This is a genomic window from Microvirga aerophila (genome assembly GCF_003332305.1).
Lineage (GTDB): Bacteria > Pseudomonadota > Alphaproteobacteria > Rhizobiales > Beijerinckiaceae > Microvirga > Microvirga aerophila.
The window spans coordinates 1-13,300 of record NZ_QOIO01000039.1 but is presented as its reverse complement, the minus strand read 5'-3'; the positions used below and the strand labels follow the sequence as shown (position 1 = coordinate 13,300).

Sequence of the window (13,300 nt, the reverse complement as noted above, 5' to 3'; positions counted from 1 at the left end):
CTTTAGGCTGACCGTTCACGCTGAGCCCGACTCAGTCCAGGCGGCGTTCCTGCGTCGGGCTTTGTCCGCTCTTGAGCGGATCGCCAGCAGCGTCCCAACGAAGACCCTCACGGAGGCGCTCGCCACCCCCACCGACGTCGGCGCCCTCGCGCAACTCCTGAGCCGCTCCGAGGTGGTCGGGTCGGCCGTCACCGATCTCGACCCGCTTGCGCCAAGCCTGGCCCGGAATGTCGAGCACCGTCAGACGCTCCTAGTCTCAGCCGGCGGCGCAGTGTCGGCGGAGGCCGCCGGCCAGGTCCTCGGGATCACGCGTCAGGCCGTCGATAAGCGGCGCCGCGCCGGGACCGTGCTGGCTGTCCGTGAGGGGAGCGACTGGCGCTATCCAGCCTGCCAGTTTGACAACGGTGAGGTGTTGGCCGGCATCGCCGACGTCGTGCGCGGCTTCGGCTCCGCGGGCCCCTGGGTAGCGCTGGACTTCCTTCTCGCTTCTGACACAGCCTTGGCGGGCCGGACGCCCCTGGAGGCGCTGCGCGCCGGCGACCGCGATGCGGTGCTGCGCCTAGTCCGGGGAGCCCAGGGCGACGGCTTCGCGTGAGCCCCTCGCCACCTTCCGGGACCCGCGGACCGACGGGAGCCGCGCCACCGCCGCCTGCCTGGCTTGGGCGCAAGAGCGTGCCAGTCGACGTCCTGCCGGCTGGCACCGTGCTGTACCGGATTCACCACGCATCGCTCGGACCGGTGTTCTTCGGCCCTGGCGCTGGTGTCGCGCCCACCTACCGGTTCGACAGCGCAAGCAGCCGCTTCGGCGTGCTGTATGTCGGCCTGAGCCGGGCCGGAGCAGTGACGGAAACGCTGTTGCGCAACCCGCAGCGCCTGATAGTCGCCACTTCGGAGATCACGGACCGTGCCGCAACCGAGCTGGCCTGTGGCCGCGAACTGCGCGTCGCGAAGCTCTATGGTTCCAGCCTGCAGGCGGTCGGCACCGACAACGCGATCTCCACTGGCCCCTACGAACCCTGCGGCTTGTGGTCGGACGCCCTCTGGGATCACCCGGACAAACCTGACGGGATCACGTATCAGTCCCGGCACGATTCGAACGAGATCTGCCTGGCACTCTTCGAACGTCCGGACATGACGTTCGACATCACATCAACGAAGCCGTTGACAGCGATGTTGCACGAGGTCGCCGCCCTGCTCGACACCTACGGCAAATCCCTCTCGCCCACCTAGTTCCAGGTCACAGGAGAGCTGCGAGATCGGTTGAGCGGGTGCAATCCCGCCTGATCGGGAGCGAGCGTTGCTCCCATGCTCGAGCGCTACCGTGTCGACCTTGGCCGCCGCGAGCGTGCCGAACTCTTGGGCCTGCTCAACAAGGGCATCGCCCGAAGCAGGTCAGCCATGAGCCAGTTATGGCACCGCTCCAGGATAACTTTTCTGTCAATCAGGACAGAGGATTGTTGTCTTGAGACATCGTTGGGGGCTAGGTAGTGGGACCTGTTCCCAGGTCCCATCGGACCTCTCGCCCGGACCAATCGCCTTGATGGACGACACCCCCAGTGATATCGAGCAGCAACGACGGGCCCTGCAGGAGGCCATTGACAGCGCCAAGCAGGCGATCGCGCAAACGCTTGATCTCATTGAGCGCACGCGACCTGGTGCTCCCTCACGCGGTGCCACTAGGACCCTTGAGCCTGACACTACGCACGCCGATTCGGACATCGCTGCGCAGGGCACTGGGTCGCCTCGATGACGCTGTTGTATGGCGTAAAACACTCAGGCTACTTTAGGCTTATTCCGCGAGGCGCTTCGACCGCCGGCGCTGTAGTCCTATAGCGTGGCAGGCCAGATGGCTCTGGAATCCCTCTCGCTGGCAGGGAGGAGACCCGGGACGCGTACGCCCTTGCCGTTTGCGGGGCTGTTTTGGGGATGATCCTGACAATCGTGCATGAGATCCATCGTAATGCATCATCCCCAATCTCAGAGGCAAAGCCCTTCACCTCCATTATGCCTGAGTTCGCGGCTAGCGCCTTCGTTCGCTGACGCATGCTCGCGGCCGCCTCGGCAATTCGCAAATGGTTGACAGCAAATCTGCAGACGCATCAATCATTGTGAGCTAAAAGCCCATCACAATGGGGAACCGGTCGTGGCGGGTTACGCATGTAAGGTGACTAAGTAGCGTTATATCGGGATTGAGGGGGTTTCGATGGATGAGCATCACTCTAACGCACGCAGGCCTACCGCGCTTGCGGCAAAGGTTCTAGCCGACAAACGCCGCTCCCACGTTGGGTGCATGGTAAGGGATCTGTCCGATGGCGGAGCGAAAATTGAGCTCTCGGAAGATACCCCTCTCCCGTACGAGTTTGAACTTGAGATCCCCGACATGAGTCTGTGTGTGCGGACGCGCGTAGCGTGGACCAATGGACGAAGCTATGGGCTCATGTTCATTGAAAAGCCACGGATCACAGAGGACACCGGCCCCTCGGGTCTGCTTCCTGAAACCGATCCAATCCCTGACGCTGAGGCCAGAGCACTCACCCTTCACTTGTCTGAGACCGAGCATGAGCGCCTTCGCCGGTTCTCTTTTGAGCGACGCCTCAGCTATCAGGAGGTGATCGAGCGCGCGTTGAGAGCCTACCTCAACCAGCAGGAACTTGGCCTGTAGCACGGGCACTTGTGCACAACTCCAATGTCGTTCGGTTAGGACACCCCCAGTAATCGCCGTCATATCGCAGGATACGCGGATTCGGTTGCGTGGTCTTGCCTACCAGCATGACGAACGGGACGAGGCAAAGAAAGCAGCTGACCATATACTTTAATGAGATAACGTTAAATAAATGGTAAAATTGATACGCCGACTGCACAGAGTCCGGGCTTGGATCTCAGATGCGCTGTTTAGTCCTACCGATTCGGTATAGTTGCCGTGAGACATGCAAACACTTAATGAGTATTAAAGCCGCTTAGAAACGGCAGACTTGGGGCACCCTATGTTCGCACAAAATTACACCCGGCAGCAGCTTTTGTTCGACCTGAACGCTGTAGCACTCGCCAGCATCAGCCTTATTGTCACATTCTGGATTGTGGCCTGACCCTACCCAGAATGGGTAGCTGCGGTTATAGCTCCACCTCCTGATGCCAGATTATGGGCAACCGCGATAAGGTTGACTTTACTAGTGGCTGTGCAGTGCGCCACTTATGCCACATTACTGAGAGTTGCGCAGGCCACAGCGCATAACGGCCAGTCTTGGTTAGACAGTATATTAAACTTTATTACTTTCAAAAGCTCAACTTAATGCTGGGCCGCACGCGTCAGGCATTTAGACACTGCCTCTATCTAGGCGGGCGCGCCAGAGGCGCGGAACGTGAAGACCGCCGGACGCACGAGCTTGGCAATTCGAGAAGATCCGAGCAGTTTGGAACGACTGAAGCTGGGCTGCTCACATCATCCGTTTTATCAATGAGTCTCAGCTGCGCTTCTGGGTCAAGCCTCCTAGAGCAAACGGTTGGGCTTGACGATTAGACCACCTGTCCTGTGGGCAGCTGCGGTTTCGGTCCGGTGCTGCAAGGCGCTTGGCGAAAGATCTTGGGGACCTCGCCTCCGACATCAGACTCTGCACACAAATCCTCCGGGCCGCTGGACACGCCAGTGCTTAGCGGATGCCTCGTCACCAAGTCTGTGTCGTTGATGATCACGGAACGAGTAGCATTGAGTTCGCGAGCAGCCTATTCAAAGTGGGCCTTCTTAAGGAAGGCAACGAGCCCAACCGGACACGCGCCTGAAGCGATGTCTGCTCGATGCATTCAGGATAGTGACCGATTTCACAACACCGTACCTGGTGCGTTCTTACCCTGTCCTCCCTAGGTCGTCTCAGATCGTTCGGCCGGGTTGCCGCCTCGAAAAATTGGGCATAGCTCATCACCTGGCTTTCACGGGCACCATGACTCACGTGAGAGGCGTTTCAGCGAGGGATATCGACATGCGCGGCGGGAGTATAGAGGGCAATGGTAGTCCGGCCGGCGTGTCCCGTGTCATGAAAATCACCTCCTCATGGCATTTTCGGGTTGGAGCACCGCTCATCGTTTTGCCCGCTTTTCTGCATAGCCCTCTTCTTGTCGGCCTTCCTGCTGTTTTCGGTCCAGCCAATGTTCACCAAGCTGGTGTTGCCGAAACTCGGGGGGACCCCGGCGGTTTGGTCCGTCGCCATGGTGTTCTTCCAAGCGGTCCTTCTGACGGGATACGCGTATGCGCACGTGATCACCACGTGGTTGACGCCCCGCCGAGCGGCCTTCGTCCACCTGTCAATGATGGGTTTGATATTTGCCTTGGCACTGCCAATGGGTCTTCCCACCGATTTGGGCCAGCCGCCCGAAGAGGGGCAGGCGCTCTGGCTTGTCGGCATCTTCGCCGTGTCCGTCGGCTTGCCTTTCTTTGCCATCTCGGCAAATGGACCACTGCTTCAAGCGTGGTTCGCCCGGACAGGGCATTCCCATGCCACTGATCCTTACTTCCTTTATGGAGCCTCCAACATCGGGAGCTTGTTAGCGCTGCTATCATATCCCTTCCTGATTGAGCCCAGCCTTCCACTGTCGGAACAGGTGCACGTCTGGACTTCAGGCTTTGCCCTACTGATTGTAGGAGTGGCCATTGCAGCAGGCCTTGTCGGTCGCATTCCTCCAACCGCCACCGTTCTTCAAACGAGAAACGACAAAGCCACCGTCCCCGGTTGGGGCGATAGAGCGACATGGACGGCCCTCGCTTTCGTGCCAAGTGCGCTGCTTGTCGCCGTCACGGCCTTTGTTTCGACGGATGTCGCCGCCGCACCGCTTCTCTGGGTAATCCCCCTCGCGCTCTTTCTGTTGTCGTTTATCATCGTTTTCCAACGCAAACCCTTCCTGCGCCACGATCGGATGTTGTCGCTCCATCCGATCGTTGTGGGCTTCCTCCTTGCCCCAGTTTTACTCGGTCTGCATTTAGACTGGCAGATGATGTTGCCACTTCACCTGGTCGGCTTCTTCCTTACCGCCATGGTTTGCCACGGTGAAATGGCCAAACGACGCCCGCCCGCGCAGCATCTCACCGAGTTCTACATGTGGATGTCGTTTGGCGGGGTGCTGGGCGGCCTCTTCGCCGGACTGCTTGCGCCCCACCTGTTCTCGTCAATCCTCGAGTACCCGCTGCTGCTTGCAAGCATTCTTTGCCATCCGGGTCTGTTTGAGGCAAAGAACAGGAGCCGCACCCTTAAGACAATTGGGTTCATCGTTGTTGCTGGCGGGATGATCGCCGTCGCTCTTTTCGTTGCATCGAGGGCTGTCTCCCAACCGGAATCAGCAAACCCAACCGCCATACTGATCGGTCTGAGTTTGGTGTTGATGCTTCAATTCAAACACCCGGCCCGACTTGCAGGCTTATCCGCTGCCGTCTTCTTGATCCTCGCCGCAGCTCGCCTCGGAGATGAAGAGGCGGAAACAATTCGTTCCTTCTACGGCGTCCATAGGGTCGCGACGACGAGCGACGGCCAGTTCAGGCTACTGAGCCACGGCACCACGCTGCATGGGGCTCAGAAGATCCGTGATGAGAACGGCCGCCTGTTTGAAGGTCCACTGGAGGCGATTACGTATAATCACACCAGTGGCAATATCTCCCACGCAATTGAGGCCATCCGCGCCGCACAAGGTCGCCTAAACAATGTGTCCGTCATCGGTGTCGGCACGGGTTCGCTTGCGTGCCGCCGACAAGCAGGTGAATCCTGGACGTTCTACGAAATTGACCGCACCGTGATCAACATTGTCAAGGATTCCTCCCGTTTTACTTTCCTTTCAAGCTGTGCTCCCGATGCACCCATTGTATTAGGTGACGCGCGCCTCACGGTGGCAGGCGCTGAGGACGGTTCTGTCGACCTCCTCATTGTGGATGCTTTCAGCTCAGACGCTATTCCCATCCACTTAATGACGCAGGAGGCAATAGCACTCTATGTAAGAAAGCTAAGCGCACGCGGCTCTCTCGTGCTCCACATCTCCAACCGCAATATGGAACTCGCCAGTGTCGTTGCGGCCGTAGGCGGTGCGAACGGTCTGGCAGTGTTTCGAGGTGGGCCTGAAGGCAGAACTAATGTCGGGAGATACATCACAGACTCTGAAGTGGTTGTGCTGTCCCGATCAGGGGAGGATGTTGGCGACTTGGCCACTCGGTCCGGTTGGCAGCGCTATGAGGCGAGGTCAGGTATTCAGCCATGGACGGATGATTATGCAGATGTGATCGGCGCGGTTTGGCGCAGGATGAGGCCACATCAATGAGAGATGACTCCAATACTCAGCCCGCTCAATCGAGGCTTGATCTGAAGCGTGGAAACGAGCATTTGAGACTGCGCGAAAGCTGGCTGATCCGACGGCAGGTTCCCGGCCAAATTTGACTCGGTCGCGCACCGGCGCAACACGCCTGAACTGATCCCGCTCCATCGCGAGCCAGCACGAGCAGGAAGGGTGGGCTTCGGTTGCCCGATTAAACCTCAAGCCTCCCGTTCTTGGAACCGAAAGCCAGCAAATCAGCGACGTTCCGGCTAACGATCATTATAACCAGCAGCCGTTCTAACGTACGGCCACCGCGCCCCATGGGCTCCTCGCCCACCTGTCCTAGTATGCCGACGTGACAATTCCTATGATCGACCGAAGGCGCAGACTTGCACATGCTAGCTGCGGTAAGACCGGAGAGAGCGCGCTAGTCCCCGTATGACACTATCTTCAATGTCTGAATCCTCCGCCTCCTGAGGATCAGTCAGTGTTTCAGGCTCAGCCATTGAACTTGCGGGCTGTCGCGGGGCTACCGCTTCCGCTGCTTCAGAGTCTGGCTCCTGCTGGGAAAAGGTCCGGCTCTCCAGAACATCAAGCAGGCTCTCCAGGGCTTCGTTGGCGAGCTGCACTTCCAGCACAGCCGGAAGCCCCTGAAGAGCAATGGTGCGATTCTGATAGGCTGCGTCAGCCGTAACTTCCGGGCCAAACCAAGGCAACGGACGGAAGTCCTGCGCCTCCTCCTTTCCGTTAAAGGCGATGGTAATCAAGTCGAGAGGCCCTGGCTCAAAAACCCGGCTGAGGAGAATGTCGCGGGAACCGTAGGATATACTCGTCAGCGCGTACTCTACCCGTCCCGACGTCAGCTCCAGCAGGGCCTCCGCCTGAACTCGGGGGAGATCGGCCCAATCCTCCGATGGTTCACCAGCCAAGCTGGAAACCAGAACGAGGCTGCTGGCGCCGCCTCCGAGTTGCACATGGGCAGCACGCCCGTGATGAACGGGGAAGTACCCTTCTACGAAGCGCCGGCCTCCCCGCTCCCGCTCGATTAGGCGGGCCAAGGAGGTGGGAAGCAGGAAAACGCGAGCGGTCTTCATCAGACAAATATTCCTTGTCAAAGCCATCTGGTCATTGTTGAACGCTTTGCGTTCTCTGACCCAGAGGTTAGTGCTTAAGACAGACCAGTGGAAGCCACATTATCATTATCTCGGTGCTTGTTCATTAGTACAATCACAGCTCGGCAGACACCTCACCAAAGTCGCACCAGCTCAAATTGAGATGAATACAAAAAGCCACGCTGCCTATATTGAAGCTTTTCGGAATGAACTGATACGCGGCGCGGCCTATCAATTTCATGCGCGCAGATGGATCCAGCTAACGTAAGCTGGACTATTCTACAAAGGCGACACCGAAAAACTGTGGCGTTCCTTCTCCGCGAGACGGAGAATGGCTTGTTGCTCTATCAGTCTAAATGCGGGATGATCTCTTTAAGGACGAAAGAACGATCTCACAGGGCAAGCCTTGCCCCTGCCAGAGGCAACCTATGTTGAGCATTCTAACCAAACTCTATGAGGATCAGTCCGGCGCGGCTGCACTGGAGTATGGTCTCATCATTGCGCTGATTTCCGGTGTGATCATCGCCGTGGTCCGGGCAACTGGCACGACCGTCTCGTCCATGTTCAACATCGTCGGCTTCTAAGTGCAAAGCGGGGCTGTTCCTGCGAAACAATCCCTGGAGAGTCGCCTTGAAGAACTCCCCTACACTTGACGTCCCGACGCGACTAGGCCGTCAAGTGGCCCAGATCCGTAAGAGAAATCGCACTTTTGGCAGGCTTCCTGCGTTTGGTGATCGCGTCTGTGATTGAGAATGGCAATCTCGTGCAGCGAGTTGCCCTCGGAGATCAGTGATGAGGCGGCGATATGATCAATGCCCAGAGAGCTGATTGTGATTGGCTGAAGAGTTTAGCATCTCCAAATTCAAATCAGGAACAGGAGAGTTGGGGGCCTCTGCTCCTCTGTTAATCTGCCACCTCAGGCGCTTTCCAATCCGACGGCCAATCCTTCACAGACGACCACATATCCTCTTCGTGGTGCCTGCGCCTCGCCCACGGCAAGGCTGGAAGCACTTCACTTCACTGTTGCCGGCGAATGACCCACACATCTCGTGCCCATTCCAATCCTGCTCTCCCCGTCTGCCATTGCCACGGTGTCGATGAGGTTCGGCACAATCCGCATGAACAGAGCCGCAGCCCTCACTAGCTCACGAAGGTACGCACCAACCAACACGTGATGGCGGCGCGGGCATTTTAGCCCAAGTTTGTTTCGATCAAGCTCGAACCTGCGAGGGGTAACGCGTGGGGTCTTTCTCTGTGAGGCAACCCCTGTAAACGGGCGGTGGGGAGCTATGAGCGCAATTATACGAAAGACAAAGACACACCAAGTGTCTTTGACATCCGACCACTGAATATTCACGTGCTTGGGAGCTCGTCCGACGCCCGTCAGGTACGCCTACTCGGGAGTTCCTGCACCGGCTGAGTTATCTGCCGTGGGTGCTGCTGATCCGCTGCCCGTCGAATAGCGCTGGATCACTGTGGCAGTGCGACGTCCATCTCCAGGAATGCGGGTATTCGTGACATAAGGCGGCCAAGGATCGGCGGTATGGACAACCTTGTTCCAGTCCTGAGCGTCGCCCGCTGCAAAGGTGACCGTGTCGCTGTGCTTCAGGTAATCCACGCAACCCCCAAGCCCGACTATAGGCACAACACAGGCGAGCATCCAAAGCCGACGCCTAGTACTTTGTTGTGATAACTTTTTTTCTGACATTGCGCTTTCTCGCGGGTAGCTCGACGATATGACCATAGGGCCCAATCACTCCTGTACCCTCGACGAAGCGACGCTGCATGTCGCTATCAACCTCCAACTGACCGAGCAGGAAGAATTCCGGATCATTGCTGGGTTTGGTGCCATCAAGTGGCGTGCGCAAGGGCTGCCCGGGCTTTGTCGGCCTGACGAGACGAGGGGTGACAATGATGACGAGGTCTGTTTCTTCCTCTTGGAAGGATGACGAGCGGAACAGCGCTCCTAGAACCGGGAGTTGACCAATCCAGGGGATCTGATCCTGTGTCCTGCTGTTGAGACTTTGAAGAAGTCCGGCCATTGCAAAACTCTGGCCGTCCCGGACCTCGATCATGGTGCTCGCACGCCGCGTGATAAAGCCCGGGACCGAAACACCTCCCGCCGTGACTCGGGTGGCAGGGTCGACCTGGCTCACTTCAGGCTGCAGCTTGAGATTGATCAAACCGTTTTCCAGCACAACTGGCGTGAAGTTGAGGCGAACACCGTATTCCTTGAAGGTGACTGAGATCTGTCCGTCGTTCCCCGAAATCGGAATGGGAACCTCGCCGCCAGCCAGAAAGCTCGCCGTCTCACCAGACAAAGCGATGAGGTTGGGCTCCGCCAAGCGCCGCGCCAGCCCCTTGTCCTCCAGGGCTTGGACTAGAACGTCGGCACTGATGCCACCGCCGAGGACCTGAGCAACCAGCGCGCCGAAGGGAGCGTTTCCGCTGGGCAAAGAGGAACTCACAACAAGGCCAGATGTGGGGGATGCGTTTCCGGTCGCGAATCCCCGCCCACTGTTGTCGTTCTGCCGCCTGACAAACCAACTGATGCCGAGTTCTCGCCCGGCGCTCCGGCTGGCTTCGATAAATCGCACCTCCAGCATGACCTGCTGCCCGCCGGTGACACGCAGTGCGTTGATCACGCCATCGGATCCATACTGCTCGGCGATTTCCAGTGCTTTGCGCAAGGCAATCGCATCCGGGACGGTGCCACTCAGGCGAAGACGCCCATTGACGGTCTCAACCCGGACATTGGCCTGCGGGATACTCTCCCGGATCGACCCTGCAAGATCGGGGGTATCAGCACCAATCTCCACGCTGATTGTGCCGAGCAGCGTGTCATCTGCCCCGAACACGGCCACGTTTGTCCGACCCTCAGTCTTGCCGAGAACATAGAATGTGCGTCCTGTCAGTGGGACAGCTGTGGCGATCTCAGGATCGCCCACCACCACCCGACTGACGTCTTCGACCGTCCGAGCGGTGAGAAACTGGCCGCGGGCGACATTGATCTGCCCCATCGCGCGGCCACTGCTGAACCGGATAAGACGTTCCTGTGCCTCAAGGGGCGAACTTAAAACCAAGGCACCCACTGCGCTGAGAACGAGGAACACGAACGTGGACCAAGTCGCACTTGACACGGCACTGGACGCGGAACGATCGGTTGCTCGCATTTCCAAATCTACTCCACGCGCTTGCTGCGATAGTTTAGGTTGATCCAGCGCATTAATCTACTTAGGCAGGCAGCCTAAAACTTCACCAAAATATAATGAAAACATAGTTAACAAGAACATAATCGACGGAAATCTGGAACCTAGATCTTAGACCAAGTAGCCGACATTTATCCCCTGAGGAAACGACCTTGGAGCACGAACGAAGCCATGCCGCCTCTTGGCGAATCAAACCCATTTGCTACACACGGGTATTTGATGCTATCGCGCTGTGCAAGGCGAACAGCCATTCCGAGAACGAAAAACACCGGTATGGCAGTCATAGGGGGGCCGAGGATGCAAAGATCTGAACAGAAGCGGGCGGCCGGTCTGCTTGTGTTGGTGTCTCTGCTGTTGTCAGCCTGCAACGCCAACGGTGGCAGTTTATCAAGCTTCGGCAATGATGCTGCTGCGCTCGAGCTACCGGCTTCAGTCGAAGCTTACCCCGACAGTCAGGTGCTGGCAGTCGCCAAAGCACAGTTCGCGGCAGGTAATTACGGCCATGCCGCCCGATACTATGAGCGAGCCGTTGAGCTAGCATCCAACAATGCAGAAGCTTGGCTAGGCCTTGCCGCATCCTACGATCGCGTGCGGCGCTTCGACTTGGCAGACAGGGCGTATCGGGAAGCTGGGCGCTACGTCGGAGGCCAGCCAGAGTACTACAATAATATTGGGTACTCTTATCTGCTCCGTGGAGACCTTGCTAAAGCAAGAAGCAACTTCCTCAGGGCGCATGAACTGGACCCGTCCAGTGTTACGGTCAACAACAATCTTGAATTGCTTCGCGACAACACTACCAGAGCCAAACGCAACTAATCCAGACCACTGATTTTGACATCAGGCATCTCAATCATAGGGTCGAAGCTTCTTCCTTCTCCCTCTGTAGTTATAGAATTCGCAGTACTTGTCTATTGTTGGGGCTGGGCAGGAGGAGCATTGGCTCTTGGGGTTCCCGATGGAGCATTGGCTCTGGTCGTTCCAGATACGGTGCTGGCTTCGGTCCCATCTGGATTACGGACAACTGTCGTGGCAGTCGTCTCAGCATAAGGCAGGACCGCCTTAGGATCCGGATTGCAGCTCGGCGTGCAGGCGTAGGCCTGCGACCTGTCCCCACTCAGAACCTGAACCTGCCTTGGCCGCGGCCCGACTTGAACAGTCGTACGTAAAATTTCGGCGTGTTGGGCGTCGAGCAGGATCATATTGGTTGTGCCCGCTGTCTTGGCAGTGACAGCTACCGTACTTTCATTGATCACCGATGCATCTACGATGTCAGGGTTTCCAATGATGATTGTGCCCACGCTCCGAGCAACCTTAAGAATATCAGCAGAACCTGGCGCCAAACGGAGCTCTCCGCCCGACGACACCTGCCGCGGGGCTGATTGTCCTGACCCTTCTCCGGATACACCCGCAGCCCAGACCGGCGGCATTACGACACAAGCTAGGATCAACACCGCTGCAACGCGAATAAACATGAGCAAGTCCTCTAGTCCCCATGAACATCACCCAAGAGTAACCTCCATGCAAGCCGTAGCTTGCAGTTGGCATCTGCGATCGGTCACTTAGACGCGTTCCCGGATAAGAATCCAGCAATTCGCACAGATCTACAGCCTGTGGGTACGTGACCTGCAGCCAGATGACTACAGGACTTACCGGCTGACGGTGCGGTTTGTGGAGCCCGCAATGGTCAGTCTGCAATGCGAGCTCCATGCTGAATGTTCGTTGAGCAGCGGTCTGAGCGCCACTGCCGAGATGCCTGGCCAACTGCTCTTGGACTGCCTAGACCAGTGACCAGTCAGATCCCCTCGTACGGAGTAGGTGGTTGGTCCCCGATCGACGAGTGGGGCCGCACTGGGTTCTAGTGGCCGGCCAAGCCTCGATAACGATCCAAATCCCGAGTGTCTCGACATGACTCGCGCGTGCATGCGCCTCACGACTCGACTTCGAGCTGCTCCCGCACACTGGTCGGTTGGTTGCCTTCCACAAGGCTGCGCATGCGGTGGCAGTAATGGGTGGTGACGGACGACCTGTGGGCGGCGGGGTTCGGATCGCGGGCGATTACGTCGCGCAGCCCTCGCAAATGACTCCTTCAGAAGCCGACTTCCGCCCCGTCAGATTGGCGGGATGGGCGACGAAGGGGCTGGCTCTTGGAGATCCACTCACAACGATAGTGACTTGTTGGATCGCTTCCAGCGGTGCGTGAGGCCCCCTTCGGTCGTTGTGATGAGTGCTTGGTCGCAGCCTGCCCGATGCTGCGCCATCCAACACTCGGCCGTTAGGAGCTAATGGATCTATCTTACACCTAAACTAGGCGCACATAAAACTTCCTCAACGTACAACAGGTCTCGGAGAGCGTGGAGTGTGTGGCCCATGGCCTGCTTACCATCTGGAATCTTGGTGATGGGGAATCCTGCGGGCTCATAGACGAGGCGGTGTTCCTCGGAGGCACGTGCGCTCCCGCATCAGAATTGAGGACACAGAGCTTGAGTCGATTGTGCGGTGGCCGCACTTCCTTGTTCAGTCTTTAAGCTCCTAAACCTAGTCAATCACGGATCAAGAAACCCCAAGCAGCGCATCACCGTCGCTAGCTCGATCAAAATGGAGATCCAGATTGAGCATATAATACCAAGTCCCGCTGATCAGAACCGGTGCGCCCACTCCCGCAGGCCGAGGGACATGATCGTCCAGGGTCGATCC

The 13,300-nt window shown here is 57.9% G+C and carries 10 protein-coding genes; 6 read left to right on the top strand and 4 right to left on the bottom strand.

Features of this window, described 5'->3' with window-relative positions:
• Positions 1 to 61 precede the first annotated feature (61 nt).
• The 4 genes from DRB19_RS19450 (at position 62) to DRB19_RS19430 (ending at position 6,291) form a co-directional block, all read left to right on the top strand.
• Entirely contained in the window at positions 62 to 595 is a 534-nt protein-coding gene (locus DRB19_RS19450) for a DNA-binding protein (RefSeq protein WP_245439675.1), read from the top strand.
• Positions 592 to 1,230 carry an RES family NAD+ phosphorylase gene (locus tag DRB19_RS19445; protein WP_373867377.1) on the top strand — a complete coding sequence of 213 codons (639 nt, stop codon included), beginning with the start codon at positions 592 to 594 and terminating at the stop codon, positions 1,228 to 1,230. The genes DRB19_RS19450 and DRB19_RS19445 overlap by 4 nt, the downstream gene beginning before the upstream one ends.
• A gap of 973 nt (positions 1,231 to 2,203) precedes the next feature.
• Positions 2,204 to 2,662, top strand: a complete 459-nt coding sequence (locus DRB19_RS19435; RefSeq protein ID WP_114187687.1) for a PilZ domain-containing protein — start codon at positions 2,204 to 2,206, stop codon at positions 2,660 to 2,662.
• Between the two features lie 1,478 nt (positions 2,663 to 4,140).
• Positions 4,141 to 6,291: a class I SAM-dependent methyltransferase gene (locus DRB19_RS19430; protein ID WP_420870164.1), complete on the top strand. Its 2,151-nt coding sequence runs from the start codon at positions 4,141 to 4,143 to the stop codon at positions 6,289 to 6,291.
• Between the two features lie 392 nt (positions 6,292 to 6,683).
• On the opposite strand, the gene DRB19_RS19420 is transcribed toward DRB19_RS19430, so the two are convergent.
• The gene (locus DRB19_RS19420) at positions 6,684 to 7,379 is read right to left on the bottom strand and encodes a CYTH domain-containing protein (protein WP_147021863.1); all 696 of its coding nucleotides are present in this window, start codon (positions 7,377 to 7,379) and stop codon (positions 6,684 to 6,686) included.
• A 446-nt stretch (positions 7,380 to 7,825) separates the two neighbouring features.
• On the opposite strand from DRB19_RS19420, the gene DRB19_RS19415 reads away from it, so the two are divergent.
• On the top strand, positions 7,826 to 7,981 hold the full coding sequence (locus DRB19_RS19415; protein WP_114187683.1) for a Flp family type IVb pilin: 156 nt from the start codon (positions 7,826 to 7,828) through the stop codon (positions 7,979 to 7,981).
• A gap of 1,089 nt (positions 7,982 to 9,070) precedes the next feature.
• On the opposite strand, the gene DRB19_RS19410 is transcribed toward DRB19_RS19415, so the two are convergent.
• Positions 9,071 to 10,417, bottom strand: coding sequence for a type II and III secretion system protein family protein (locus tag DRB19_RS19410; protein WP_162815761.1), 1,347 nt, complete (start codon positions 10,415 to 10,417; stop codon positions 9,071 to 9,073).
• Positions 10,418 to 10,903: 486 nt separating this feature from the next.
• Here DRB19_RS19410 and DRB19_RS19405 point away from each other — a divergent pair, with 486 nt between their 5' ends.
• Complete coding sequence (locus DRB19_RS19405; RefSeq protein ID WP_245439674.1) at positions 10,904 to 11,422, top strand: tetratricopeptide repeat protein; 519 nt, start codon at positions 10,904 to 10,906, stop codon at positions 11,420 to 11,422.
• Positions 11,423 to 11,514: 92 nt separating this feature from the next.
• Here the strand turns inward: DRB19_RS19405 and DRB19_RS31915 are convergent, their stop codons facing one another.
• The gene (locus tag DRB19_RS31915; protein ID WP_420870163.1) at positions 11,515 to 12,033 is read right to left on the bottom strand and encodes a pilus assembly protein N-terminal domain-containing protein; all 519 of its coding nucleotides are present in this window, start codon (positions 12,031 to 12,033) and stop codon (positions 11,515 to 11,517) included.
• A gap of 500 nt (positions 12,034 to 12,533) precedes the next feature.
• Positions 12,534 to 12,683, bottom strand: coding sequence for a hypothetical protein (locus DRB19_RS30055; protein ID WP_162815759.1), 150 nt, complete (start codon positions 12,681 to 12,683; stop codon positions 12,534 to 12,536).
• Between the last annotated feature and the right edge of the window lie 617 nt (positions 12,684 to 13,300).

Bases quoted from the DNA above. Each gene is read 5' to 3' on its own strand.
- DRB19_RS19410 (WP_162815761.1), bottom strand. From the start codon at position 10,417: ATGGGGCAGATCAATGTCGCCCGCGGCCAGTTTCTCACCGCTCGGACG.
- DRB19_RS19405 (WP_245439674.1), top strand. From the start codon at position 10,904: ATGCAAAGATCTGAACAGAAGCGGGCGGCCGGTCTGCTTGTGTTGGTG.
- DRB19_RS19430 (WP_420870164.1), top strand. From the start codon at position 4,141: ATGTTCACCAAGCTGGTGTTGCCGAAACTCGGGGGGACCCCGGCGGTT.
- DRB19_RS19420 (WP_147021863.1), bottom strand. From the start codon at position 7,379: ATGAAGACCGCTCGCGTTTTCCTGCTTCCCACCTCCTTGGCCCGCCTA.
- DRB19_RS19415 (WP_114187683.1), top strand. From the start codon at position 7,826: ATGTTGAGCATTCTAACCAAACTCTATGAGGATCAGTCCGGCGCGGCT.
- DRB19_RS19435 (WP_114187687.1), top strand. From the start codon at position 2,204: ATGGATGAGCATCACTCTAACGCACGCAGGCCTACCGCGCTTGCGGCA.
- DRB19_RS31915 (WP_420870163.1), bottom strand. From the start codon at position 12,033: ATGCCGCCGGTCTGGGCTGCGGGTGTATCCGGAGAAGGGTCAGGACAA.